At 72.7% G+C, this 25,547-nt stretch carries 24 protein-coding genes; 9 read left to right on the top strand and 15 right to left on the bottom strand.

From position 1 onward, the window contains the following. Positions 1-105: 105 nt before the first annotated feature. Together ACFU5F_RS07750 and ACFU5F_RS07745 are read right to left on the bottom strand one after the other, a co-directional pair. Entirely contained in the window at positions 106-582 is a 477-nt protein-coding gene (locus tag ACFU5F_RS07750) for a nitroreductase/quinone reductase family protein (RefSeq protein ID WP_383883487.1), read from the bottom strand. Positions 583-704: 122 nt separating this feature from the next. Beyond that, positions 705-1,961, bottom strand: a complete 1,257-nt coding sequence (locus tag ACFU5F_RS07745; RefSeq protein ID WP_383883410.1) for an acyl-CoA dehydrogenase family protein — start codon at positions 1,959-1,961, stop codon at positions 705-707. A 117-nt stretch (positions 1,962-2,078) separates the two neighbouring features. On the opposite strand from ACFU5F_RS07745, the gene ACFU5F_RS07740 reads away from it, so the two are divergent. The 3 genes from ACFU5F_RS07740 to ACFU5F_RS07730 all read left to right on the top strand — a co-directional run bounded on the left by ACFU5F_RS07740 (position 2,079) and on the right by ACFU5F_RS07730 (position 4,740). Beyond that, the gene (locus ACFU5F_RS07740) at positions 2,079-3,302 is read left to right on the top strand and encodes an acetyl-CoA acetyltransferase (RefSeq protein WP_383883408.1); all 1,224 of its coding nucleotides are present in this window, start codon (positions 2,079-2,081) and stop codon (positions 3,300-3,302) included. A 285-nt stretch (positions 3,303-3,587) separates the two neighbouring features. After that, positions 3,588-4,013, top strand: coding sequence for a pyridoxamine 5'-phosphate oxidase family protein (locus ACFU5F_RS07735; RefSeq protein ID WP_383883406.1), 426 nt, complete (start codon positions 3,588-3,590; stop codon positions 4,011-4,013). Positions 4,014-4,026: 13 nt separating this feature from the next. Then, positions 4,027-4,740 (top strand): pyridoxal 5'-phosphate synthase, encoded by a 714-nt coding sequence (locus ACFU5F_RS07730; RefSeq protein WP_383883404.1) that lies wholly within the window; start codon positions 4,027-4,029, stop codon positions 4,738-4,740. A gap of 65 nt (positions 4,741-4,805) precedes the next feature. Here the strand turns inward: ACFU5F_RS07730 and ACFU5F_RS07725 are convergent, their stop codons facing one another. Genes ACFU5F_RS07725 through ACFU5F_RS07710 form a run of 4 tightly spaced genes read right to left on the bottom strand, consistent with a single transcriptional unit; the run spans position 4,806 to position 7,166 of the window. Continuing rightward, complete coding sequence (locus ACFU5F_RS07725; protein ID WP_383883401.1) at positions 4,806-5,588, bottom strand: class I SAM-dependent DNA methyltransferase; 783 nt, start codon at positions 5,586-5,588, stop codon at positions 4,806-4,808. Continuing rightward, the gene (locus tag ACFU5F_RS07720) at positions 5,585-6,217 is read right to left on the bottom strand and encodes a GNAT family N-acetyltransferase (RefSeq protein ID WP_383883398.1); all 633 of its coding nucleotides are present in this window, start codon (positions 6,215-6,217) and stop codon (positions 5,585-5,587) included. Before ACFU5F_RS07720 ends, ACFU5F_RS07725 begins: the two co-directional genes overlap by 4 nt. Positions 6,218-6,241: 24 nt before the next feature. Then, complete coding sequence (locus ACFU5F_RS07715; RefSeq protein ID WP_383883484.1) at positions 6,242-6,691, bottom strand: Zn-ribbon domain-containing OB-fold protein; 450 nt, start codon at positions 6,689-6,691, stop codon at positions 6,242-6,244. A gap of 28 nt (positions 6,692-6,719) precedes the next feature. Next, positions 6,720-7,166 carry a DoxX family protein gene (locus ACFU5F_RS07710; RefSeq protein WP_383883395.1) on the bottom strand — a complete coding sequence of 149 codons (447 nt, stop codon included), beginning with the start codon at positions 7,164-7,166 and terminating at the stop codon, positions 6,720-6,722. 392 nt (positions 7,167-7,558) lie between these two features. On the opposite strand from ACFU5F_RS07710, the gene ACFU5F_RS07705 reads away from it, so the two are divergent. From ACFU5F_RS07705 to ACFU5F_RS07690, 4 genes are all read left to right on the top strand, one after another. Next, positions 7,559-8,773 (top strand): flavin-containing monooxygenase, encoded by a 1,215-nt coding sequence (locus tag ACFU5F_RS07705; RefSeq protein WP_383883392.1) that lies wholly within the window; start codon positions 7,559-7,561, stop codon positions 8,771-8,773. Positions 8,774-9,268: 495 nt separating this feature from the next. Further along, on the top strand, positions 9,269-11,521 hold the full coding sequence (locus tag ACFU5F_RS07700; RefSeq protein WP_383883390.1) for an acetate--CoA ligase family protein: 2,253 nt from the start codon (positions 9,269-9,271) through the stop codon (positions 11,519-11,521). A gap of 97 nt (positions 11,522-11,618) precedes the next feature. Next, on the top strand, positions 11,619-12,443 hold the full coding sequence (locus ACFU5F_RS07695) for an enoyl-CoA hydratase/isomerase family protein (protein ID WP_383883387.1): 825 nt from the start codon (positions 11,619-11,621) through the stop codon (positions 12,441-12,443). A 92-nt stretch (positions 12,444-12,535) separates the two neighbouring features. After that, positions 12,536-13,255, top strand: a complete 720-nt coding sequence (locus ACFU5F_RS07690; RefSeq protein ID WP_383883384.1) for a flavin reductase family protein — start codon at positions 12,536-12,538, stop codon at positions 13,253-13,255. Here the strand turns inward: ACFU5F_RS07690 and ACFU5F_RS07685 are convergent. The 4 genes from ACFU5F_RS07685 to ACFU5F_RS07670 all read right to left on the bottom strand — a co-directional run bounded on the left by ACFU5F_RS07685 (position 13,245) and on the right by ACFU5F_RS07670 (position 17,066). Beyond that, positions 13,245-13,781: a hypothetical protein gene (locus ACFU5F_RS07685; protein WP_383883381.1), complete on the bottom strand. Its 537-nt coding sequence runs from the start codon at positions 13,779-13,781 to the stop codon at positions 13,245-13,247. The two genes, ACFU5F_RS07690 and ACFU5F_RS07685, sit on opposite strands and share 11 nt — an antisense overlap. Positions 13,782-13,859: 78 nt before the next feature. Further along, a complete protein-coding gene (locus ACFU5F_RS07680; RefSeq protein WP_383883379.1) occupies positions 13,860-14,909 on the bottom strand; it encodes a Zn-dependent alcohol dehydrogenase in 1,050 nt (349 codons plus the stop codon). Positions 14,910-14,914: 5 nt separating this feature from the next. Then, positions 14,915-16,081 (bottom strand): acyl-CoA dehydrogenase family protein, encoded by a 1,167-nt coding sequence (locus ACFU5F_RS07675; protein ID WP_383883376.1) that lies wholly within the window; start codon positions 16,079-16,081, stop codon positions 14,915-14,917. 73 nt (positions 16,082-16,154) lie between these two features. Then, the gene (locus tag ACFU5F_RS07670; RefSeq protein WP_383883373.1) at positions 16,155-17,066 is read right to left on the bottom strand and encodes an SDR family NAD(P)-dependent oxidoreductase; all 912 of its coding nucleotides are present in this window, start codon (positions 17,064-17,066) and stop codon (positions 16,155-16,157) included. Between the two features lie 135 nt (positions 17,067-17,201). Here ACFU5F_RS07670 and ACFU5F_RS07665 point away from each other — a divergent pair, with 135 nt between their 5' ends. Then, positions 17,202-18,134 (top strand): cyclase family protein, encoded by a 933-nt coding sequence (locus ACFU5F_RS07665; protein ID WP_383883371.1) that lies wholly within the window; start codon positions 17,202-17,204, stop codon positions 18,132-18,134. A 727-nt stretch (positions 18,135-18,861) separates the two neighbouring features. Here ACFU5F_RS07665 and ACFU5F_RS07660 read toward each other — a convergent pair. The 4 genes from ACFU5F_RS07660 to ACFU5F_RS07645 form a co-directional block, all read right to left on the bottom strand. Further along, positions 18,862-19,413, bottom strand: coding sequence for an ATP-binding protein (locus ACFU5F_RS07660; protein ID WP_383883482.1), 552 nt, complete (start codon positions 19,411-19,413; stop codon positions 18,862-18,864). Positions 19,414-19,942: 529 nt separating this feature from the next. Further along, on the bottom strand, positions 19,943-20,854 hold the full coding sequence (locus tag ACFU5F_RS07655; RefSeq protein ID WP_383883369.1) for an acyl-CoA dehydrogenase family protein: 912 nt from the start codon (positions 20,852-20,854) through the stop codon (positions 19,943-19,945). A 47-nt stretch (positions 20,855-20,901) separates the two neighbouring features. After that, positions 20,902-22,032 carry an acyl-CoA dehydrogenase family protein gene (locus ACFU5F_RS07650; RefSeq protein WP_383883366.1) on the bottom strand — a complete coding sequence of 377 codons (1,131 nt, stop codon included), beginning with the start codon at positions 22,030-22,032 and terminating at the stop codon, positions 20,902-20,904. Positions 22,033-22,043: 11 nt separating this feature from the next. Further along, on the bottom strand, positions 22,044-23,261 hold the full coding sequence (locus ACFU5F_RS07645) for an amidohydrolase family protein (protein WP_383883363.1): 1,218 nt from the start codon (positions 23,259-23,261) through the stop codon (positions 22,044-22,046). Between the two features lie 145 nt (positions 23,262-23,406). Between ACFU5F_RS07645 and ACFU5F_RS07640 the strand changes: the two genes are divergently transcribed. Continuing rightward, entirely contained in the window at positions 23,407-24,918 is a 1,512-nt protein-coding gene (locus tag ACFU5F_RS07640; RefSeq protein ID WP_383883360.1) for a class I adenylate-forming enzyme family protein, read from the top strand. Here ACFU5F_RS07640 and ACFU5F_RS07635 read toward each other — a convergent pair. Further along, positions 24,897-25,409: an EF-hand domain-containing protein gene (locus ACFU5F_RS07635; RefSeq protein WP_086755908.1), complete on the bottom strand. Its 513-nt coding sequence runs from the start codon at positions 25,407-25,409 to the stop codon at positions 24,897-24,899. The two genes, ACFU5F_RS07640 and ACFU5F_RS07635, sit on opposite strands and share 22 nt — an antisense overlap. Positions 25,410-25,547 lie beyond the last annotated feature (138 nt).

Here is a 25,547-nt window from a genome sequence, read left to right as displayed (position 1 = left end):
ACTGTTCAGGGGATCGTTCAGGGGGACTGCTCAGGGGGACTGCTCAGGGGGACTGCTCAGGGGGACTTGGGGCCGGGGAAGCCGTGGACACGCCGGGGGCGCGACTCACCGCCGTACGATCCGGAACACCCGTATCTCCCGGTCCACCCGCGCCTGGTACGTCGAGTACGGCGGCCAGAAGCGCAGCAACTCCGCCCACACGGCCGCCCGTTCTTCACCGGCCAGCAGGTGCGCGGTGACGGGGATGTCCTGCCCCTTCCAGTTGATCTCGGCGTCGGGATGGGCCAGCAGGTTGGCGCTCCAGGCCGGGTGGCCGGGGCGGCCGAAGTTCGACCCGATGAGCACCCAGCTGTCCCGCCCCTCCTCCGGCATACAGGCCAGCGGCGTACGGCGTGGCTCCCCGCTGCGCGCGCCGGTCGCGGTCAGGACGACACCGGGCAGCAGCTGCGCGCTGAGCAGCACCCGCCCCCGGGTGGCCCGGTGCACGGCCCGGTCCAGCGCCGGTATGACGTGCGGCGCGATCCGGGCGAACGCCGGAGCCGAGGACACCTTCTGCACCAGCCGCACACCCAGGCCCTTCACGGCCGCCACGCCCTTCACGTGCTTCACGTCCTTCCCGCCGTTCACGTCCTGCACGCCGTTCATGCCCTTCACCGTCCCGGCCGTCATCCCGTCCGTCGTCCCGGCCGCCTTCTTCGACACCATCAGCCCCGCACCACCCTCCGCTCGCCCGGCCCGTCGGCCGTGAAGACCCCCGCCATGTCGGCCGCCCGCCCCCGCAGCCGGTGCACCGGCCCGAAGATCGCCTCGTCCCCCGCCGCCCGCTTGAAGTACAGCTGCGCCTCGTGTTCCCAGGTGAACCCGATCCCCCCGTGCAGCTGGATCCCTTCCCCGGCCGCCACCCGCAACGCCTCCAGCGCCTGTGCGAGCGCCAGCCCGCCGACCCGCTCGCCGCCGCCGACCGCACCGCACTCGTCGCCGGGCCGCGCGGCCGCCGCCCAGGCGGCGTAGTACGCCGCCGAACGGGCCGCCCGCACCCGCACGTACACATCGGCGAGGCGGTGCTTCACCGCCTGGAACGACCCGATCGGCCGCCCGAACTGCTCCCGCTGCCGCGCGTACGCGACCGTCCGCTCCAGTGCCCGGTCGGCGGCCCCCACGGCCTCCGCCGCGAGCACGGCGGCGGCCGCGTCCCCGACCCCGGCCAGGGCCGACAGCACGCCCGCACCGGCCTCCTCCCCCAGCAACTCGGCCTCGACATCGCGGAGTTCGAGCCGGGCCACCGGCCGCGTCTCGTCGATGGAGGTCTGCCGCACCCGTACGAGGCCGTTGCCGGCCCCCGCCTCCCCGTGTGGCACCCGTACGAGAAACAGCAGCGTCCGCGACCGGGCGTACCCCCCGGCGTGCGCGGCCACGAGGAGCAGCCCCGCGCTGTGCCCGTCGAGAACCTGTCCGGCCTCCCCGTAGAGCCGCCACCGGTCCCCGACCCGTCGCGCCTGGATGCCGCCGGCCCGGCCGCCCCCGGCCCACGGCCCCGCGTTGTCGCAGGTCAGCGCCAGCGCGGCGGCGAGTGCGGTGCCCGGTACGGCGAGGGCCCCGGTGAGCCGGCCCGCGGCGAGGAGGGGCAGCAGTTCGGCGCGCTGCCGCTCGGTGCCGAGGGCGAGGATCAGGGGAGCGGCGAGGACGGTGGTGGCCAGCAGCGGCGAGGGGACCAGGGCGCGCCCCAACTCCTCGCTCGCCAGGGCTAGTTCCGTGGCCGTGCAGCCGACACCGCCGTACGCCTCGGGGAGGGGGAGCCCCGGCAGCCCGAGCTGTTCGGACAAGGCGAGCCAGAGCCCGGCGTCGTACCCCACTCCCGTCCGCACGGCGGACCGGACCTCCTCCGGTCCGCAGCGCTTGAGCAGCAACTCCCTTACCGTGCGCCGGATCTCCTCCTGCTCGGCGGTGAAACGGGCGTCCATGGCGGTCCCCCTTCCACTCCCCCATCGTCCACCTGATCTGACGGTCCGTCATATTAGGCCGGAAGACCGCCGAAGCACAGGGTTGCCGCCCCGCTCATCTGATGTACCGTCAGATCCATGACCGCTGCGCCTGTTCCACCCGGATCCGGTGACCCTCGTGACGCGGCACGACGAGGCGGCGGCCGGAAGGTCGCGATCGTCGGGGCCGCACTGTCCGACTGCGGCCGGGTGGACGACGCCACCCCGTACGCACTCCACGCACAGGCCGCCCGCCGGGCCCTCGCCGACGCAGGACTGGAGCACACGGCCGTCGACGGTCTCGCCTCGGCGGGCCTCGGCACGCTGGCTCCGGTGGAGGTGGCCGAGTATCTGGGCCTGCGGCCCACCTGGGTGGACTCCACCTCGGTCGGGGGCGCGACCTGGGAGGTCATGGCGGCGCACGCGGCGGACGCGATCGCCGCCGGGCACGCGAACGTCGTCCTCCTCGTCTACGGCTCCACCGCCCGCGCGGACATCAGGGCGGGCCGCCGCACCGGCAACCTCTCCTTCGGGGCGCGCGGCCCCCTGCAGTTCGAGGTCCCGTACGGGCACACCCTGATCTCCAAGTACGCCATGGCCGCGCGCCGCCACATGCACGAGTACGGGACGACCCTGGAACAACTGGCCTCGGTGGCCGTACAGGCCCGGACGAACGCGGCGGCGAACCCCGAGGCGATGTTCCGCACCCCGATCACCGTCGACGACGTCCTCTCCTCCACGCCGATCGCCGACCCGTTCACCAAGCTGCACTGCTGCATCCGCTCCGACGGCGGCGCGGCGGTCCTGCTGGCGGCGGAGGAGTACGTACGGGACTGCCGGCCGGCCACGCCCGTCTGGATCCTCGGCACCGGCGAGTACACCTCCCACACGACCATGTCCGAGTGGCCCGACTTCACGGTCTCCCCGGCGGCGGTCAGCGGCCGTCTCGCCTTCGAACGGGCCGGCGTACGCCCCGCCGAGATCGACTTCGCCGAGATCTACGACGCGTTCACCTACATGACCCTCGTGACCCTGGAGGACCTCGGCTTCTGTGCGAAGGGCGAGGGCGGCGCGTTCGTGGAGAAGGGCCGCCTGACCCTGACCGGCGACCTTCCCGTCAACACCGACGGCGGCGGCCTCTCCGCCCAGCACCCCGGCATGCGCGGCCTCTTCCTCCTCGTGGAGGCCGTACGCCAACTGCGCGGCGAGGCGGGCCCGCACCAGATCCCGACCGCCGACGGCACCCCACCCCGCCTGGCCGTCGCGTCGGGCACGGGCGGCTGGTTCTGCTCGTCGGGGACGGTGGTGCTGGGGCGGGGGTGAGGGGGCGCAGGGGTCTTCGCCCGGTGTCGGAGGGAAGGGCGGGCCGAGGTCTTCGCCCGGTGTCGGGGGGAAGGGCGGGCCGGTGTCGTCGGCGTCGTAGGGGGCCGGGACGAGGGTCTTCGCCCGGTGCCGGAGGACGAGGCGCCAGCCGGTGTTCTCGCCCGGTGCCGGAGGACGAGGCCCAGCCGGTGTTCTCGCCCGGTGCCGGAATAGGTGGCGCGCCGAGGGCGCTGCACCGACTCGGCAGACGAAAGGCGTCCCCGTACCGGTCCCGGAGGAAGCGACATGGCACTGTCCCGCAAGGAGCGCGAGGAGTTTCTGGCCGAGGCCCATGTGGCCGCGCTGGCGGTGGACGCCGGGGAGGGGCGGGCGCCGCTGACCGTGCCGATCTGGTACCAGTACGCGCCCGGCGGCGACCTGTGGATCATGACCGGGCGGGACAGCCGCAAGAACCGGCTGATCCAGGCGGCAGGCCGCTTCTCGCTGATGGCCGACCGGCTCGAACCCACCATCCGCTACGTCTCCGTCGAGGGCCCGGTCACCGACACGGCCCCCGCCACCCTCGACGACCTCCGCGAGATCTCGGCCCGCTACCTCCCGGCCGAGAAGGTCGACGGCTACGTCGACTTCGCCTCCAGGAACCACGGCGAACAGGTCGTCGTCCGCATGCGCCCCGAGAGGTGGGTCTCGTCCGACCTGGGGACGGTGTGAGACCGTCCCACCCATGATCGAACCTCCCGCCCAGCCGCGGTCCTCGTCCCCGGCCCCCGCCCGGCCGTCCGATCTCGTCGAGGCCCTGCGAGGGCTGCGGGTCTGGGATCCGCAGGTCAGCGCCCTGCCGATGTTCGATCCGGCGGCGGCCCCCGCCGAGCCGGTGCCCCTCTTCGCCGCCTGGTTCGGCGAGGTCGTGGCGGCCGGGGAGGTGGAGCCGCACACGATGTCGCTGGCCACGGCGGACGCGGAGGGGCGGCCGGACGTCCGTACGGTGATGCTGCACGACGTGGACGCACGGGGCTGGCACTTCGCCTCCCACGCCGGCAGCCGCAAGGGCCGCCACCTCGCGGCCCGCCCGTACGCCTCCCTCGGCTTCTACTGGCCCCTCCTCGGCCGCCAGGTCCGGGTGCGGGGCCGCGTCACGGTCGAGCCCGCCGAGGTCGCCCACGCCGACCTGCACGCCCGCTCGACGGGCGCGCTGGCCGCCGCCCTCGTGGGCCACCAGAGCGAGGTGCTGCCCGCGTACGAGGAGCTGGAACGCGCCTCGCAGGCCGCCTGGGAACGCGCCGAGCGCGAGCCGGACGTGGCCGTGCCCTCCTGGACGGCGTACGTCGTGGAGCCGGACGAGGTGGAGTTCTTCCAGGGGGACGCGCGACGGCGTCACGTACGGCTGAACTACCGGCGGGAGGACGGCGGCTGGGTCACGGAGCTGCTCTGGCCGTGACGGACGGGGTGGCCTTCGCGTGGTCGTGGCCGCGGGGGCGCGCAGAGGGCACCCCCGTGGACCGCTCAGACCTTCTCCCACACGGACACGTGCCCGGTGCTGTCGTTCGTGAACGGCTCCCCGTTCCATCCCGCCCAGCGGTTCCGCAGCCGCATGCCGGCCAGCCGGGCCATCAGGTCCAGCTCGGCCGGCCAGACGTAGCGGAACGGGATCGACCGGTACACCGGCCGCCCCTCGACGACCGTCAGGTGGTGCGACCGCATCCCCTGCGTCGCCACGTCGTACGTGTCGAACCCCAGCCGCGTCGGCCCGACATGGTAGGGCACCGCGTTCTGCCCGGGCGGCAGCCGCCGCAGGTCCGGCACCCCTACCTCGATCACGAAACAGCCGCCGGGCACGAGATGCGCGGCGGCGTTGCGGAAGCAGTCCACCTGGGCGTCCTGCGTGGTGAGGTTGTTGATCGTGTTGAAGACGAGATAGGCGACGGTGAATCCGGGACCGTCCACCCGGGTCGTGGCGAAGTCCCCGAGGGTGACACCGATGTCCGCGCCGCCCGGCTTGGCCCGCATCCGCTCCACCATGGCCCGGGACATGTCGATGCCGTGCACCGGCACACCGCGCCGGGCGAGCGGCAGGGCGATCCGCCCGGTGCCGACGCCGAACTCCAGCGCCCGCGCGTCCCGTCCGGGCCCGCCCGCGAGCCCGGCGATCAGCTCCACGGCCGGGTCGACGGCCTCCGCGCCGAACATGGGGGAGGACGGGTTGTCGTAGTGCGCGGCGACGGCTTCACCGAAGTAGCCGTCGGGGTCGTCGACGGTCTCGTACCTGACGGAGTCGTCCATGCTCATGAGATCCCTTCCGGTGCCGGGTCGGTGGCCAGTCGTGCGTGCAGGTGAGCGTCCCGGAAGGCATCGTGGCGCCCCTCCTCGAACGACGCCCCGCGCATGGTCCCCTCGTACGGGAACCCGCACAGCTCGGCGACACGGCAGGACGCGGCATGGCCGACGACGTGGTCGAGTTCGAGCCGGTGGATGCCGAAGTCGGTGAGGGTCCAGCGGGCGGCGAGGTCGAGTGCGCGGGTGGCGACCCGGCGGCCACGGGCCTCGGGCAGCACCCAGTAGCCGACGACGGCCCTGCGCATGGACATGTCGATCCCGCTCAGCCCGACCAGCCCGAGCGTCACACCGCTCTGTGCGTCCGCGATCCGGAAGGACACGGTCTTTCCCTCCGCGTCGGACTCGGCCCGCAGGCGGAGGGACTCCCGGGCGCCGTCGAGACCCTCGTCCAGCGTGAGGGGTGTGTTCCAGCGCCGGTAGTCGGGATCGGCCCGCCCCCGGAACCACGCCTCCACGTCGGCGTCCGACTCCGCGTCCCACGCACACAGCCGCAGGCCGTGCCCGTGCGGCAGCTCGCCGGAGGACTGTGGGGACGGAGGATCGGGGAACGGACCGGTGGAACGCTCATCAGTACGGCTCACGCCCCCATTGAAACGCGCACCCCCTCACGAACGCGCGCGAAATACGGGCACCACCACACCCCCGCCCTCCCGGAAGACGACCTCCAACGCCATCCCCACCCCCAGCCCCCCTTCCGGAGCCCCCTCCTCCGGCACCACCTCGGTCATCATCCGCGGCCCCTCGGCGAGATCGACGACCGCGGGGACGTACGGCGTCCGCCCCCCGAAGGGCGGCAGGTCGTTGCGGTGGACGACGGACCAGGTGTAGAGCGTGGCGCGCCCGGACGCCTCCTCCCACCGCACGTCCTCGCTCCAGCAGTACGGGCAGAACTCCCGCGGATAGTGATGAGCGCGCCCGCATCCCGCCGCCCCGCAGCGCCGCAGGAGCAGCCGCCCGCCGGCGGCGGCGTCCCAGTACGTGCGCGTGAAGTCGTCCACCTCGGGCAGATCGAACCGCGCACCACCACCAGCGTCACCACCGCCACCACCGCTCAACCGTCGCACCCCCTTCGGACTCCGGACTTCAGAACAGCCCCAACGCGCTGTCGACGGACCACGACTGCCAGGACATCCCGAACAGCCCCACCACCGAGATGAGCGCCATCATCGAGTTCTGCCCCTGCTCGGCCCAGTCGTGGATCATCAGCACGAGGTAGAGAAGGTTGAGCAGCAGCCCGGCCACGAGCGCGACCGGCGTGAGGAACCCGAGGATCAGCCCCAGCCCGAGGGCGAGTTCGGCATAGGCGACGACGTACGCCATCGCCTTGGCCCGCGGCTTGACGACCACGTCGAACCCGCTGCGCACCGCCCCCCACCGATGCTTCTCCGCCACCCCCGCGGCCCACTCGATCCCGGCCCCCTCGAACCACGTCCTCTTGTCCTTGTGCCGCCAGCTCTCCAGCCACCACAGCCCGAGCCCGATACGAAGAACGGCCAGCCATTCGGCACCGCCGAGCCAGATCGTCTCCATGCACATCGCCACCCTTCCGCGCCCGCGCGGGTTTCTGACGGTACGTCAGTTCAGCGGATGGGAGGAAAATGCACAAGAGACCCGGGCGGGCCGACGAAGCCCAGGGCGCGAACCCGATCGGCATGGCACGCCCGTAGAGTTCGTCGAGGCCGACCAGCAGCACGCCACCTTCCTCGGCCTTGGCGCGCAGAGCATCACTGAATCCCGCCGCGCTGAGGAAGGCCAGCCCGCAGTGACTGATTGGGCCTTCCCCCGAGGAACACCTCACCCCCACACTCCGAGAGACCTACGCCACAGACCTCACCCACACCTCCTACACCCGTGATCAATCCGCAACCAATTCCGGGCTTGACCGAGACCCAACAAATGAGGGCGTGAATACGCTCAGGCGCATGGCCGACTCCAGAGCTTCCGTGACTCCCACCTCTTCCGACCGCCCCGTCTACGTGATCGGCGGCGGCCCCGGTGGGCTGGCCGTCGCGTACGCGTTGCGGGCTCGGGGGGTTCGGGCCGTGGTGCTGGAGAAGGCCGACGGGGTCGGGGCGTCCTGGCGGCGGCACTACGACCGGCTGCACCTGCACACCACCCGCCGGCTGTCGGCGCTGCCCGGCCTGCCCATGCCGCGCCGGTTCGGCCGATGGGTGTCGCGGGACAACGTGGTCCGCTACCTGGAGAAGTACGCCGAGGTGCACCAGTTGGAGATCGTGACCGGCGTCGAGGTTTCCCGCGTCGAGCGGACCGCCGACAACACCGGCTGGCTGCTGCACGCCACCGGCGGCCGCGAGCTGACCGGCGGCGCGGTCGTCGTCGCCACCGGCTACAACCACACGCCCCACGTCCCCGACTGGCCCGGCCGCGACACGTACACCGGCGACCTCGTGCACGCCTCCGGGTACCGCAACCCCGAGTCCTACGCGGGCCGGGACGTCCTCGTCGTCGGCATCGGCAACACCGGTGCCGAGATCGCCGTCGACCTCGTCGAGGGCGGCGCCCGGCGCGTACGGCTCGCGGTGCGCACGGCCCCGCACATCGTGCGCCGGTCGACCGCCGGCTGGGCGGCCCAGTACACGGGCGTCCTCGTACGGCGGCTGCCCGTCGCCCTCGTGGACCGGCTCGCCAAGCCGATGGCGAAGCTCAGCGTGCCGGACCTGTCCGCGCACGGCCTGGCCCGGCCCGACACCGGCCTCTACTCCCGCGTGCAGGAGGGCGCCGTGCCCGTGCAGGACGTCGGGCTCATCGACGCCGTACGGAAGGGCAAGGTCGAGATCGTCGCCTCGGTCGAGGGGTTCGAGGACGGCAAGGTCGCCCTCGGCGACGGCACCCGGATCGAGGCCGACGCCGTGATCGCCGCGACCGGCTACCGCCGCGGCCTGGAGGGGCTCGTCGGACACCTCGACGTCCTCGACGGACGCGGGAAGCCGGTCGTGCACGGGGCCCACACCCCGAAGAACGCGCCCGGCCTCTACTTCACCGGCTTCACCAACCCCATCAGCGGCATGTTCCGCGAACTCGCCCTCGACGCAGCGAAGATCGCCACGAAGGTCGCGAAGACGGGCGGCGTCGCCACGCGCGACGCGGTCACCGTACAGATCCGCACCACCCGCTGAGCCGACCTCCGGAAGACACGAGGGCCGGGACAGGGAAGGACCGGGCCGCGAGCAGCGGCAGAAGACGACGGCCACGGGCGACGGACGGGGAACCACGGGGGCGGACGGCGGACGGCGGACCACGGGGGCGGACGGCGGGCGAGCGACCAGAGGGTCACCGGTCCGCCACCCGGCCCGCCAGCCCAGCCACCCGCACGGCCACCCACTCACCCACTCATCCACCCGGCCACCCGGCCACCCGGCCACCTCGCCCCCACTCTCTTCCCGCTTGCCGCCCGCCCCTTCCCCCCTCGCCCCCTCCCGTCCCAGACCCACCCCCTCCCCCACGTCTGACCGTCCCCCCGCACGGGTACAACCTCCTTACTGCCGCGTAGCTTTGCCCGCACAACCATTCCTGACACAGCGTCAGTTCAGTAGTCTGAAATCTGACGTGTCGTCAGAAACGTGAACGCGTCACGTCCCTGAATTGGCTGTCACACAGGAGCGGGCGGACCGATGCTTGGATCAACCCACGGCACCCTCACCACCGACTCCCGCCGGGCCCGGGCCATCGCGTGCGGGGAGCACCCCGCGCAGGTCGTGCACGGCAGGCCCGCCGAGGCCGGCGACCTGGACGTCAGCGGGCGTCCGCTGTACGCCGACGTCCCCGATCTGGACCGGCTGTTCCGCCCGGAATCCGTGGCCGTCGTCGGCGCCTCGGACGCCGAAGGACGACCGAACACGGGGATCACCCGGCAGTTGCTCGCCTGGTCCGAACGCGTCGGCGCCCGGCTGCACCCCGTGCACCCCACGCGGGAGGCGGTCTTCGGCATCCCCTGCGTCCCCTCCGTCGCCGATCTGCCCGAGCAGGTCGACCTCGCCGTGCTGCTCCTCTCCGACCCCCTTCCCGTGATCGGCGAACTGGCCGAGGCCAAGGTGAAGTTCGCCGTCGCCTTCGCCTCCGGCTTCGCCGAGACCGGCGCGGAGGGCGCCGCCGCGCAGGAGCGGCTGGCCGCGGCCGTGGCCCGCGCCGACGGTCTGCGACTGCTCGGCCCCAACACCAACCTCAACGCCTTCGAGCGCTTCCGCGACGACCTCGACGGCCCGGCGATCGCCCTGATCACCCAGTCCGGCCACCAGGGCCGCCCCGTCTTCTCCCTCCAGGAACTCGGCATCCGCCTCTCCCACTGGGCCCCCACCGGCAACGAGGCCGATCTGGAGACCGCCGACTTCATCTCCTACTTCGCCGAACGCCCCGAGGTCGGCGCCATCGCCGCCTACGTCGAGGGCCTCAAGGACGGCCGCGCCTTCCTGCTCGCCGCCGACCGGGCCGCCCGGCGCGGTGTGCCGGTCGTCGCCGTCAAGGTCGGCCGCACCGAGACCGGCGCCCGCACCGCCGCCTCTCACACCGGCAAGCTGACCGGCGCGGACGCGGTGGTCGACGCGGCGATGCGGCAGTACGGCGTGATCCGCGTCGACGGTCTCGACGAACTGCAGGACACGGCTACCCTGCTGGCGCGGGCACGGCGCCCGCGCGCCGCCGGAGCGGCCGACCCCAGGCCCGAGGGCGTCGTCGTCTATTCGATCTCGGGCGGCACAGGCGCCCACTTCGCCGACCTGGCCACCGAGGCAGGACTCCCCCTCCCCACGCTCTCCGCCGCCAAGCAGGCAGAGCTGCACCAGTGGATCCCGGACTACCTGAGCGTGGCCAACCCCGTCGACAACGGCGGCCACCCCGTGGGCGACTGGCGCGGCCCCCGCATCCTCGACGCGATCCTCGACGACCCCTCGGTGGGCGTGCTGATCTGTCCCATCACGGGCCCCTTCCCGCCGATGAGCGACAAGCTGGCCCAGGACCTGGTGGCCGCCGCGGAGCGTACGGACAAGCTGGTGTGCGTGGTGTGGGGGTCGCCGGTGGGCACCGAGGCCGCGTACCGCGAGACGCTGCTCGGCTCGTCCCGGGTGGCGACCTTCCGTACCTTCGCCAACTGCATCACGGCCGTCCGTGCCCACCTCGACCACACCCGCTTCACCAGCGCCTACCGCTCCCCCTTCGACGAGGCCCCGCGCTCCCCCTCCCCCTCCTTCCGGAAGGCGAAGGCGCTGATGCGGCCGGGGCAGCAGCTGAGCGAGCACGCGGCCAAGCAGCTGCTGCGCGCGTACGGGATACGTGTGCCGCGCGAGCAGTTGGTGACCAGCGCGGCGGCGGCCGTACGCGCGGCGAGCCTCGTGGGCTACCCGGTGGTGATGAAGGCGTCCGGCGCCCGCATCGCCCACAAGACGGAACTGGGCCTGGTGAAGGTCGGACTGACCTCCGCGAGCCAGATCCGGGACGCCTATCGCGAACTGACCGACATCGCCCGCTACGAGGACGTCTCCCTCGACGGGGTGCTGGTGTGCCAGATGGTCGAGCGGGGTGTGGAGATGGTCGTTGGCGTCACCCACGACGACCTCTTCGGGCCCACCGTCACGGTCGGTCTCGGCGGTGTCCTCGTGGAGGTGCTGCGCGACTCCGCCGTACGCGTGCCCCCCTTCGCCGAGGACCAGGCGCACGCCATGCTCGCCGAACTGCGCGGGCGGGCCCTGCTGGACGGGGTGCGCGGGGCTCCCCCGGCCGACGTGGACGCCCTCGTGGAGGTCGTGCTCCGCGTGCAGCGCATGGCGCTGGAACTCGGGGACGAGATAGCGGAGCTGGACATCAATCCGCTGATGGTGCTGCCGAGGGGACAGGGGGCCGTGGCACTGGACGCGCTGGCGGTGTGCCGCTGAGCGCCTGCGCGACGGCACACCCGGAACAGTCAGGCCACCCAGGACGGCCGGCACCACTGGGACAGCCATCACTCCACGTAGGAACAGGAGCACCCACATGTCCGCTTCCCCCCGTGAACATCCCGAAAAATCCCGTGACTCATTGATACGGCACACCACTGACAACGGCGTCTCGTGGATCACCCTCAACCGTCCCGAGGCGATGAACGCCCTCACCCCCGAGCAGCGGGAACACCTCATCCGGCTTCTCTCCGAGGCCTCCGGCGACCCCGCCGTGCGCGCGGTCGTCATCACCGCGACGGGCCGGGGCTTCTGCACGGGGGCGGACCTGCGCGGCGCATCGGTCGGCGGGGAGCGGGTGGCCGGCGACGTGGCGCGCACCATCCGGCTCGGCGCACAGCGCCTCGTCGGGGCCGTCCTCGACTGCGAGAAGCCGGTGATCGCGGCGGTGAACGGCACGGCGGCCGGCCTCGGAGCGCATCTCGCCCTCGCCTGCGACCTCGTCCTGGCGGCCGAGGAGGCCCGCTTCATCGAGGTGTTCGTCCGGCGCGGCCTCGTGCCCGACGGGGGCGGCGCGTATCTGCTGCCCCGCCTCGTCGGGCTCCACCGGGCGAAGGAGCTGATGTTCTTCGGTGACGCCCTGTCCGCCGCCGACGCGGAACGCCTCGGCCTCGTCAACCGCGTCGTCCCCGCCCCGGACCTGGAGAAGACGGCCCGCGAGTGGGCCGAACGCCTCGCCGTCGGCCCGACCCGCGCCCTGGCGCTGACCAAACACCTGGTCAACGCCTCCCTCGACAGCGACCGCGCCACCGCCTTCGCCGCCGAGGCCGCCGCGCAGGAGATCAACATGACGACGGCGGACGCGCAGGAGGGCGTGACGAGCTTCGTGGAGCGACGGACGCCGCGGTACGAGGGCCGCTGAGAACCTCCTCCCCGGCCACGGAGATACCGGGGGCGGGACTTTACCGAACCGCACTTCACTTCTGACGGGCCGTCAGTTTCAATGGTGGGGTGATGGGACATGCGGGAATGGCAGCCGCCGCCGTCCGCTATCTACGGGCGGACCCGGCGGACAGGGGCCGACGGACGACGCATCCGGAAGCGGTCGTCGAAGCGCTGCCGCGCCCCGAGCTGCGCTGCGTCGGCGAGAACGAGCGGGCACCGGTCGACCAGGCCGCGTTCCGCCGCGTCCTGGGCGCCTTCGCCACGGGCGTCACGGTGATCACCGCCCCGGCACCGGGGCCGGGGCCGGGGCCGGGGCCGGGGCCCGACGCCTCGGCCCCCGCGGAAGCCCTCACCCGGCTCCCCTCCCGGGTCTCCGCCCAGCCCTCCGCCGAACCCCCCGCCGGCTTCGCCTGCCAGTCGTTCTCGTCCCTCTCGCTCGAACCGCCGCTGGTGGCGTTCATGGTCGGCCGTACGTCGACGACCTGGCCCCGGATCGCCCGCGCGGGCGTCTTCTGCGTGAACGTACTCGGCGCGGACCAGGGCGAGTTGTGCCGACGGTTCGCGGTCAGCGGGGTGGACAAGTTCGCCGGTGTCGCCCACACCCCGGCCCCCGTCACGGGTTCCCCTCGCCTCACCGGCGCCGCCGCCTGGATCGACTGCACGATCCACGCCGTGCACACCGGCGGCGACCACCTGATCGTGGTGGGCCGCGTGGAGGCGCTGGACGCGGACGACGGGACGGCGCCGCTGCTGTTCCACAAGGGACGCTTCGGACAGCTCAGGACCTGACGACCACCACCGCACCCACGGCCGCCACACCCAGCACGGCCAGCGTCCCCCACCCGAGGATCGCCGTGCAGGGCTGGACAGGGCGGCCGGCCTCGGCGCGAACGACGGTGTGGTGTGCGGACAGGGCCGGGGGCAGGACGGCCGCGTAGAGGGCGAGGCCGGTGAGCTGCCACGACGGGACGGCCAGGGCGGGGAGCACCCACAGCGTGCAGGCGGGCGGGATCCACCACCAGGCGATGCGGCCGGACAGGTGCCGTGCCGTCCAGTGGGCGAGCAGGACGGCCGGGAGTACGTACGCCACGGTCAGGACGGTCGCGGCGAACAGGACGAGCACGAGCAGCAGCGGGGCGACGGCGAAAGCCGTACCGATCCCGGGCCCGGGCAGCGCGTCGAGCCCTAGGAGGAACAGCACCGCGCACAGCAGCGCGCCCTCCACCCCCAGCACGGCCATGGACACCGCCGACGGCGCGGCCCCCTCACGGACCGTGCCCTCCCCCGTCACCCCGGCCGCCGCCATCCTCGTCATCACCGGCACCCCTCCCACTCGAAGGGAGTGTTCCCCGACCGGAACGGTTGCCCCACACGGGGCCCACGAACCCGTGAACTAGAAGGTGAGCACCGCCCTCGCCACCCGTCCCTCCCCCGCGTCCTGCGCCGCCTTGGCGAACTCCTCCACCGGGTAGGTGGCCGTGACCAGTTCGTCCAGGAGCAGGCGGCCCTCCCGGTAGAGGTCGGCGTAGAGCGCGATGTCCCGTTGCGGGCGGGAGGAGCCGTACCGGCAGCCGAGGATCGACTTGTCCAGGTAGAGGGAGGAGACGAGGAAGGACGCCTTGGCGGTCGCGGCCGGCACGCCGAGCAGGACGGCCTGGCCGTGCCGGTCCAGCAGGTCGATCGCCTGGCGGATGAGGTCGACGCGGCCGACGCACTCGAAGGCGTGGTCGGCGCCCGTGGGGAGGATGTCCCGGACGCCCGCGGCCGAGGTCAGGAAGTGGGTGGCCCCGAACAGCCGCGCCACCGCCTCCTTCTCCGGATTGGCGTCCACGGCGACGATCCGTGTCGCCCCCGCGATCCGCGCGCCCTGCACGACGTTGAGCCCGATGCCCCCGGTACCGATCACCACGACACCGTCCCCCCGGTCGACGCGCGCCCGGTTGAGGACCGCGCCGACGCCGGTCAGCACCCCGCAGCCGATCAGCGCGGCGGAGGTGAGCGGGACGTCGTCCGGTATCCGCACGGCCTGTACGGCCTTGACCACCGTCCGCTCCGCGAAGGCGGAGTTCGCGGCGAACTGGAACAACTCCCGGCCGCCGCGCGAGAACGGCCGCGTGGGCCGTCCGATCGCCCTGCGGCACATGGTCGGCCGCCCCCGGTCGCAGTCGGCGCAGGCCCCGCAGTTGGCGAGGGTGGACAGGGCCACATGGTCCCCGGGCCGGACATGCCGGACCCCCGCCCCCACCGCCTCGACGACCCCCGCCCCCTCGTGTCCCAGCACCACCGGGACCGGGAACGGAATCGTCCCGTCCACCACCGAGAGGTCGCTGTGGCAGAGCCCGGCGGCCGAGACGGCCACCCGTACCTCCCCGGGCCCCGGCTCCCGCACGACCAGATCGTCGACGACCTCGGCCCGCTTCCCGTCGAACACCACTCCGCGCATGGCCCTCACCCCTCCGCTCGGCCTCTCGGCTCCCTCGGCAGACCGAGCACCCGCTCGGCGATGATCGTGCGCTGGACCTCGTCCGAACCGCCGTAGACGGTGTCGGCCCGGCTGAACAGGAACAGGTACTGGAAGGGGTCCAGGGTGTACGGCTCCGGCGCCGACCAGTCCCGCGGCCCCAGCACCGCCGCCGCGCCCCGCACCTCCATCGCCAGCTCGCCGAGCCGCTGGTGCCACCGCCCCCACAGCAGCTTGGCCACACTCGGCGCGCCCGGCTCCGCCCCGCCCTCGGCACCGCCGAGCGTCCGCAGGGCGTTCCATCGCATCACCCGCAACTCGGCCCACTGCCGTACCAGGCGGTCGCGGACGACGGGATCGCCGGCCGCCCCGCTCGTCACGGCCGCCCGTACGACGTCGCCCAACTCCCGCTCGAAACCGATCTGCTGGGCGAGGGTCGACACGCCCCGCTCGAAGCCGAGGAGGCCCACGGCGACCCGCCAGCCGTTCCCCTCGCCCCCGACGACGTGTTCCGCGCGGGCGTGCGCCCCGTCGAAGAACACCTCGTTGAACTCGCTCGTGCCGGTCATCTGCCGGATCGGCCGCACCTCGACGCGCCCCGGCTGGTCCATGGGCACGAGCAGCAGCGACAACCCGTGGTGCCGCTTCGACCCGGCCTCGGTACGGGCGAGCACGAAGCACCAGTCGGCCTCGTGGGCGAGCGAGGTCCAGATCTTCTGCCCGGTGATCCGGTACGACCCGTCCTCCGCGTGCTCCGCCCTGGTGCGCACCCCGGCGAGATCCGATCCGGCGCCGGGTTCGCTGTACCCCTGGCACCAGAGTTCCTCGCCGCGCGCGACCGGCGGCAGGAACCGCCGTTTCTGCTCCGGGCTGCCGAACGCGATCAGGGTCGGCGCCAGCAGCTTCTCCCCGATGTGCCCCGACCGCGCGGGCAGCCCGGCCCGCGCGTACTCCTCGGCCCACACGACCTGTCGGACGAGCGTGGCCGTCCGGTTGCCGTAGCCGCCCTCGCTCCAGCCGAGCCCGATCCACCCGGCGGCCCCCAGTGTCCGTTCCCAGGCCCGCCGGTCCTCGCCCGCCCCGGCGTGCGCCCCCAGCCAGGCCCGCACCTCCGCCCGGAACGCCTCGTCCTCGTCACTGAACCCGAAGTCCATGCCACCTCCCGTTCACCGGCCGCGGGCAGAGGGCCGCACACCTAGGGGTGCGGCCCCCTCTCTCAGGCGTTCCTCACGCGTTGGGCCGCTCGCCGGCCGCCGCCGCCCGGGCCATCGCCTCCACCCGTTCCAGCATCGGCATCGGGTCCGTGCCCACCGCTCCCGGCAGCACCTCCGCGATCCGCTCCGGGGTCCACCCCTGCTCCGCGTACGCCGAGCGCAGCTCCCGTGGCTGCGCCCACACCGCGATCTTCGGCCCGGCGACCGTGTAGACCTGCCCGGTGATCCGCTCCTCCCGGGCCCGGTCCGACAGCAGGTACACCACGAACGCGGCCACGTCCTCCGGCTCACCGATCTCGGTCAGTTCCGTCGGCACACCCGCGGACATCCGCGTACGCGCCACCGGCGCCACCGCGTTGGCGGTGACCCCGTACCGGTGCAGGCCCAGGGCCGCGCTGCGGACCAGGGAGATGATGCCGCCCTTGGCCGCGCTGTAGTTGGCCTGCGACACGGACCCCTGGTGGTTGCCGCTCGTGAATCCGATCAGGGTGCCGGCCCGTTGCTTGCGCATGACGGCGGAGGCGGCCCGGAACACGGTGAACGTTCCCTTCAGGTGGGTGGCGATCACCGGATCCCACTCGTCCTCGGCCATGTTGAACAGCATCCGCTCCCGCAGGATCCCGGCGACGCAGACGACCCCGTCGATGCGCCCGTACGTCCGCACCGCCGTGTCCACGAGCCGCTGTCCGCCGGCCATCGTGGCGATGTCGTCGGCGACGGCGACGGCCTCGCCTCCGGCCGCCTCGATCTCCTTGACGACCGTCTCGGCGACGGAGCTGGTGGGTTCGGAACCGTCCACGGAGACGCCGTAGTCGTTGACGACGACCCGCGCGCCCTCGGCCGCCGCGCCGAGGGCGACCGCCCGGCCGATCCCCCGCCCCGCTCCGGTGACGGCGACGACCTTGCCTGCCAAGAAGTTTCCCACCCCGGCCCCTTCCCCTCATCACGGTGTCTGACGGACCGTTATCTGACGCACCATTACCTGACGAGCCGTCAGATCTGCTCGTACGGCGATTCTACGGCCCGCCCGACACACCCACACAAGCCCCGGGGAGGGCCGATGTCATTGCCCGTGGAGTTCCACGACATCGCCAAGCGCGTGAACAACTGGGGGCGTTGGGGGGTGGACGACGAGATCGGCACCCTCAACCTGATCACCGACGCGGTCGTCCGGGAGGCCGCCGCCTCGGTCCGTTCCGGACGCCGGGTACCGCTCGCGCTGCCCCTGCAACAGGACGGGGTGCAGACGGGGATGATGCCGGGCCGGGTGAACCCGCTGCACGCGATGGTGCAGATCAACCAGGAGATCTTCGGGCCGGGCACGGTCGCGTGCAGCGACGACGCCGTGACCATGGGGCTCCAGGCGGCGACGCACTGGGACGCGCTCACCCATGTCTCGCACTCGGGCCGGATCTACAACGGCCGCCCGGCGGACACCATCACCCCGCACGGCGGCGCGGCCTTCGCCGGCATCGACAAGGCCCGGCACATCGTCTCGCGCGGGGTGCTCCTGGACATCCCGCGCGCCCTCGGGCTGGGCGACGACCGACTGCCCGGCAACCACGCGGTCACCCCCGAAGACCTCGACGCGGCCGAGGAGTTGGCGGGCACCCGGGTCCGCGCGGGGGACATCGTGCTGGTCCGCACCGGGCAGATCCGGACCTACCTCACCGGCGACAAGCACGCGTACGCGTTCCCCTCGCCGGGGCTCTCCCTGCGCACGCCGGAGTGGTTCCACGCGCGCGACGTCGCCGCCGTCGCCAACGACACGCTGACGTTCGAGATCTTCCCGCCCGAGATCGAGGACCTGTGGCTGCCGGTGCACGCGCTCGACCTGGTGGAGATGGGCATGCCGCAGGGGCAGAACTGGAACCTGGAAGAGTTGTCCACAGCCTGTGGACAAGCTGGACGGTACGACTTCCTGCTCTCGGCGATGCCCGAGCCGTTCGTCGGCGCCACGGGTACACCGGTGGCGCCGATCGCCATCCTCTAGGCACGCCGCGCCACGGGGCCTCGGACCGGGAGGTCCCTGAGCCGGCTGGCGGCGCGCCCTGCCCGCCCCGAGCACGGCACCGCGCGCCGCCATCCGGCCTCGGCGGGCCCGCTCCGCCCCCGGGAACCCTGCGCGAGCCGACGCCGAACACGACCCACGCTCGTCGAGGGCCTCCGTCATCGAAACCCTCGTCGTCCCCTCGCGGCGAATCGCTGGACACAAGCGTGATCAAACGGACACGACACGTCAACACCCGTTCGGGCGCCGACCGCGCGGAACCGGCATCGCGGCGGTGCGTACGGAAGCACGTCCCGGCGCACGGATCGGCCCCCGCCGACCGACCGCCCCGCGCCGCGCGCTCGCGCGCAGGCGCGTGCGGCGCACAGCCGGGCGACCGCACGCTTCTGACGAACCGAAAGCCGGACCCTTCACGCGTCGGTGGCGTGGGGTGCCGGTGGCGGGGTCGTCCGTGGTCGGGGGCGAAGGGGTGACCCCGGTGAAGGGGTGCGGGGAAACGGGCGGTCGGCGGCGTGACGGCTGCGGCACCCCCGGCCCGGCCCGCCCGGCCGCGCATCCGGCCGACAGCGACTCCGGCCCGGCGGCAACCCGGTCGGCCATCCCCCCTGGGTCCCTCCGCACACCCCGGGACCCGGGCGTGAGCCGAGGACCCGGCCGCGAACCCGAGCTCCGCCGGGCCGGCGCCCCGCAGGCGAGCCCGAGCCCCCGCCTAGACCGCCTCGTACGCCATTCCCTCGCGTGCCCGGCTCTCGTGGGTCACCGCCGCGACCCCGGTCACCGCGCCGCACGCCGGGTAGACCGCCGGCGCCACGGCGCCGCCGCCCGCGCCACCCGACGCGCCCGAGAAGCCGACCGCCCCGGCGACACCCGGCACGACCCGGTCCAGCTCGCACCAGATGCGTTTGCCGATGCCCTCGTAGGACCAGCCCCAGCGGTCCGCGAGGACCTCGACGAGGGCGAGGCCGCGCCCGCCCGTCTCGTCACCGTCGGCGCACCGCGGGGCCGGCGGACACGCGCTGGTGTCGGCGACCTCCAGGCGGACCTTGCCGACCACGCCGTCACGCAGGCCGGACAGCAGCAGTCGCAGCACCGCCGGACGGCCGGTGTGGACCACCGCGTTGGTGACCAGCTCGGAGACGAGGAGGATCAGCGTCTCGGCGAGCGGCTCGTCGTCCCCTATCCCGGACCCGGCGAGCCGTGAACGGGCCCATCTCCGTGCGCGACCCACCTCTGCGGGGTCGGGCCGGATCTCCAGCTGCACTTGAAGCACCTGCACCGCTCACACCATCCGAACCGGCGGACACATCGCCGCACGCCCCTCAGGGGCCACGATCGTGGTCATCTGCTGCCTGGCCGACGCCACCGTCTTCGACACCGTCGGCACCGGGATCACGGAACGTGATCCCCTTACAGGACAGCATGGTTGACGTACAGTCACCCCAACAAGCGCTTCGGGCATATTCCAGCGCGAAGGAGTACGCGTACGGCATACTGTGCGACGCTCGCCGCGGGGAGTCGAACAGACCGGGACCGCGAGACTCCGGCCCACTTCACGGGTGCCGCGCACCGCCGGATCCGGGGCCGCCACAGGGGCAACACCGGCTCGGCTCGACCTCGGAACCACTCGCATCCACCAGAAGGTACCGGAGCGGGACTCCGACTCCAGGCCGTGACAAGTCACACCTAGGACACAACCCGGTATCAACGCTCGGTAATTCCGGTATGCCACGTTCGGCGACATTCGCGGGTCACGCTGCCACACCTTCCCGTTCCGTGCCTGGTCAGCGCGGTCAGGCCGCCTCGATCAGCAGTTCCCCCGCCAACAACTCCTCACTCTCCGTGACCGATCCGCCACGTTCCGCCCGTACCCATGCCCGCTTCAGACACAGGTGTACGTCGGCCTCCCAGGTGAACCCCATGCCGCCGTGCACCTGGAGACAGTCGCGGGCCCCGCGCACCGCGGCCTCGTCGGCCAGCAGCCGGGCCGCCGCGATGTCCACCGGATCGGCGGTCACGGCAGCCGCGTACACCGCCGCCCGTGCCACCTCCACCCGCACCAGCAGTTCGGCACACAGGTGCTTGACCGCCTGGAACGCCCCGACCGGCCGCCCGAACTGCTCCCGCGTCCGGGCGTGTTGCACCGCGGCCTCGCAGGCCCGCACCGCCGTCCCCAACTGCTCGGCGGCGGTGAGCAGGACGAACAGGTCATCGGGGCGGGCGGCCGGACCGCCCCCCGGCATTCGGTGCAGCGGCGTCAACGGATCGACGGACCGCACCTCCACGGCCTCGCGCAGACCACGGGCCTCGCGCACGTCTCCCGCCTCGCCCACGACGACGTCCGCCTCCGCCAGCCACTCCACCAACCCCCCGCCCCCGACCGCGGTCACGACGGCCTCCCCGGTCGCCGCTCCCGGCACCGTGCCCGCCGCGAGATGCGTGGCCACGAGCGGCCCCGGCACCAGGGCCCGCCCGGCCTCCTCGAACACCAACACGGCCTCCGGCAGCCCCAGACCGACCCCGCCTTCCACCTCCGGCAGCCGCAGCGCGAAGAGACCGGCCGCCCCCAGCTCCCGCCAGAGCTCCCGGTCCAGCCCCGGCCGGCCGACGGCCGCTCGCAGCGCCTCCGGTCCGAAGCGCCGCGCCAGGAGTTCCCGCATCCCGTCCCGCAACGCCCGTTGATCCTCGGTGAGTCGAAACCGCACAGCCGACCGCCCCTCCTCGACACCGCGTACGAGACAGCACGCGCCCGTCACCCCTTGGGCAGCCCCAGGATCCGCTCGCCCACGATGTTCCGCTGGATCTCCGAGGTCCCCGCGGCGATCGTGTACGACAGCGAGCCGAGCCGGTCGAGGACCCACGGCCGCCCGAGGTCGACCGCCCCCGCCCCCAACACCTCCCCCGCCGCGTCGAACAGCTCCTGCCGCGCGCGGGAGTACCTGAGCTTGAAGACCGACCCGCCCACCCCCGGGACTCCTCCTGACGCCTCGGCCGCGCTCACGTTCCACTGCGTGAGCCGCCACAGGGCCCGGAACTCGGCGTTCAGCCGCCCGAGCCGCCGCCGCACCGAGGAGTCGTCCCAGCGTCCGTTCGCCCGGGCCTCCCGCGCGACCTCGCCCAACACCCGTCGGCAGGCGACCACTTCGCCGACGAAGGCCGTTCCGCGCTCGAAGGACAGCGTCACCATCGTCACGCGCCACCCGTCGTTCTCCTCGCCCACCCGGTTGGCGACCGGCACCCGCACCTCATCGAGGAAGACCTCGGCGAACTCGGTGGAGCCGGCCAGGGTGCGCAGCGGCCGTACGGTCACCCCGGGCGCGTCCATGGGCATCGCCAGCCAGGTGATGCCCCGGTGCTTCGGCGCCCGGGGGTCCGTACGCACCAACAGCTCGCACCAGTCGGCGACTTCGGCGTGCGAGGTCCAGATCTTCGAACCGCTCACCACGTAGTGGTCGCCGTCCCGGCGCGCGCGGGTGCGCAGCGCCGCGAGGTCGGACCCGGCGTCCGGTTCGCTGAACCCCTGGCACCAGACCTCCTCGCCGCGCAGGATCGGCGGCAGCCAGCGCGCCCGCTGCCCGGCCGTCCCCTCGGCGGCGATGGTGGGACCGGCGTGCAGCAGCCCGACGAACCCCGCGCCGACGTACGGGGCGCCCGCCTTCTCGGTCTCCTCCAGGAAGATCAGCCGCGTGGTCGGCGAGGCGTCCCAGTGGACGTCGGCGTACCCGGCGTCGTACAGCGTCCGCTGCCAGCCGAGGTCGTAGGCGCGCCGCCCGGGCCAGTCGTCGGGCGACGGCTTCGGCGGCAGCGCGGGGAGCGTCTTCGCCAGCCACTCCCGCAGCCGCGCCCGGAACGCCTCCTCCTCCGGGCTGTACGCGAGATCCATCGCCCGGGGCCCTACTTGCCGCGGCCGAGGCCGAGGCCGCGGTCGAAGTCGAGGCCGAGCATGCGGATCGCGTTGCCGCGCATGAGCTTGTAGACCGTCTCGTCGTCGAGGCCCTTCACATGGTCGAGGGCGACCTCCTTGGTGTGCGGGAAGGTCGAGTCGACGTGCGGGTAGTCGGTCTCGAAGGTGGCGTTGTCCCGGCCCACGACGTCCAGCGAGGCGACGCCGTGCTTGTCGCGGAAGAAGCAGCAGAACATCTGCCGGTAGTAGTACGTCGACGGCGGCTCGGGGATCAGGTCGCGTACGCCGCCCCAGGCGCGGTGCTCCTCCCAGACGTCGTCGGCGCGCTCAAGGGCGTAGGGGATCCAGCCCATCTGCCCCTCGCTGTAGGCGAGTTTGAGGGTCGGGAACTTCACCAGGACCCCGCTGAAGAGGAAGTCCATCATCGAGGCCATCGCGTTGTTGAAGGAGAGCGAGGCCTGCACGGCGGGGGGCGCGTCGGGGGAGGCGGCCGGCATCTGGGAGCTGGAGCCGATGTGCATGTTGACGACCGTGCCGGTCTCCTGGCAGGCCGCGAAGAAGGGGTCCCAGTAGCCGGAGTGGATGGAGGGCAGGCCGAGGTAGGTGGGGATCTCGGAGAAGGTGACGGCCCGGACGCCCCGGGCGGCGTTGCGCTCGATCTCCGCGACCGCGAGATCGATGTCCCACAGGGGGATCAGGCAGAGCGGGATGAGCCGGCCGCCGCTGTCGCCGCACCACTCCTCGACCATCCAGTCGTTGTAGGCGCGCACGCAGGCGAGGGCGACCTCCTTGTCGTGCGCCTCGGCGAAGGTCTGGCCGCAGAAGCGCGGGAAGGTCGGGAAGCAGAGGGAGGCCTCGACGTGGTTGAGGTCCATGTCCGCCAGCCGGGCCTTGGGGTCCCAGCAGCCGCGCCGCATCTCCTCGCGGGTGATGCCCTCCAGGGTCATCTCGTCCCGGTCGAAGCCGACGGCCGCGATGTTCCGCTTGTACGGGAACTTCAGGTCCTCGTAGATCCACCAGTCCGTCGGCTGCCCCTCGGGGTCCATCGTGATCTGGTACTTGCCGGCGACGTACGCCAGCTCTCCGATCCCGGCGGTGAGGGGCTTCGGGCCCCGGTCGCGGTACTTCTCCGGCAGCCAGGTGTCGAAGAGGTGCGCCGGCTCGATCACATGGTCGTCGACGCTGATGATGCGGGGCAGTTCGGTCATGGATCCCCCACTCAGTTATCTGATGGACCGTCAGATCCTCGTGGAGCAGGTTAGTGGCACACCCCTGGACCGACAAGGCGCCCCGGCCTACGCTCTGGCCACGATCTGACAGTTCGTCAGCTTCTTTCGGCAGGGGGCCCGCGCTGTGAATGACACCGCCCACGCACTCGGCACGTCCCGCACCCTGTGGGAACTCCTCGACCGCCGCGCCGGCCTCACCCCCGACCGGCCCGTCCTGCTCCAGGACGACCGCAGCTTGAGCTTCGGCGAACTGCGAGCCCGCGCCGAGCGGGTGGCGGCCGGGCTGTACGACAGGGGCGTACGCCCGGGCACGGTCGTCGCCTGGCAGCTGCCCACCCGGATCGAGACGGTCCTGCTCTCCCTGGCCCTGGCCCGCCTCGGCGCCGTCCAGTCCCCGGTGATCCCCTTCTACCGCGACCGCGAGGTCGGCTTCGCGCTCCGGGAGTCGAAGGCGGAGTTCTTCGCGGTGCCGGGTGAGTGGCGGGGCTTCGACCACACGGAGATGGCCCGGCGGCTGGGAGCGCGCGGTGTCTTCGAGGCGTACGACCGGCTCCCGGAGGGCGCCCCCGCGGCGCTCCCCGCCCCGCCGGCCGACGGCACCACCGTCCGCTGGATCTACTGGACCTCGGGCACCACCTCCGACCCCAAGGGCGTCCTGCACACGGACCGCTCACTGATCGCGGGCGGGTCCTGCCTCGCCCACGCGCTGCGGCTCACCCAGGACGACGTCGGCTCGATCGCCTTCCCGTACGCACACATCGGCGGCCCCGACTACCTGGTGATGCTCCTGCTGTACGGCTTCCCGGCGGTGCTGTTCGAGCACTTCGCGCTGCCGGACGCGCTGGAGGGCTACCGCAAGCACGGGGTGACCGTGGCGGGCGGGTCGACGGCGTTCTACTCGATGTTCCTGGCCGAGCAGCGCAAGCAGCCAAACGTGCCCGTCGTGCCCACCCTGCGGCTGCTCGCGGGCGGCGGGGCGCCGAAACCGCCCGAGGTCTACCACGCGGTCGTACGGGAGATGGGCGTGCAGCTCACCCACGGGTACGGCATGACGGAGGTGCCGATGATCACGATGGGGGCGCCGGACGACTCGGCGGAGAACCTGGCGACGACGGAGGGGCGGCCGCCGGCCGGGATGGAGATCCGGATCGCGGCGGGCGGGGAGGTGCGGTTGCGGGGGGAGGCCGTCTGCCGGGGCTATCTCGATCCGGCGCAGTCGGCGGCGGCCTTCGACGCGGACGGGTTCTTCGTGACGGGCGACCTCGGGCACCTGACCGGCAGCGGCCATCTGGTGCTGACCGGCCGTGCGAAGGACGTCATCATCCGCAAGGGCGAGAACATCTCGGCCAAGGAGATCGAGGACCTGCTGCACCGCCATCCTGCGGTCCAGGACGTGGCGGTGATAGGACTCCCCGACGCCGAACGCGGCGAACGAGTCTGCGCGGTGCTGGAACAGCCGCCGGCCGCCGATCCGCTGACGCTGGAGGCGGTGGTGGCGTACCTGCGCGCGGAAGGGCTGTCGGTCCACAAGCTGCCGGAGCAGGTGGAGGTGGTGAACGCCCTTCCGCGCAACGAGACCCTGCGGAAGGTCCTCAAGTACAAGCTGCGGGAGCGCTACTCGGGCACGGTGAAGTAGCGGGCGAACGCGTTCACGACCTCCACCTCGTCCACCTTGCCGTCGGCGTCGGTGTCGAGCGTGGCGGCGGCCGCGGCGGCCACCTCCTCGGGGGCGCCGAGGGCCTTGAGGACCCGGGCGGTCTCCTCGACCGTGGCCCTGCCGTCCCCGTCGGCGTCCGCGACGGCAAGGGCCGCGTGCAGGAAGGGGCGGGCGATCTCGGCGAAACGGTCGGGGTTGTCCCGCAGCCGCTTCACCGCGCCGTTCACGAACTCGTCCCGGGTGATGCGCTGGTCGCCGTCCCGGTCCGCTATGCCGGCCATGCCCTGCCAGAACGCCTCGGCGCCGCCGTACAGGGCCTGGCCCTTGTCCGAACGGGCGGTGGTGCCGAACTCGTTGAGAACCGCCTTGCTCGCCGCGCTGAAGTCCTCGCGGTCGATCCAGCCGTTGCCGTCCTGGTCGAAGGTGGCGAACCGGGCGGCGATCCTGCGCTCGTACTCGCTGCTGACCATGTTTCTTCGGGCCCGCCTTACGTCAAGTGGGGTGCTTCTCGGACGGAGCGTACGACGTCAGAGGCCCGGGCGGTGCGGGAAAGCGGCCCTTGTACCAAGACTGCGGGAATTCCGGGACACCTGTGTGGCCGCCGGGAC

Source organism: Streptomyces sp. NPDC057438 (assembly GCF_042802995.1).
Lineage (GTDB): Bacteria > Actinomycetota > Actinomycetes > Streptomycetales > Streptomycetaceae > Streptomyces.
Note: the sequence above shows the minus strand (reverse complement) of the source record. Positions and strands in the feature narration are given on the sequence as shown.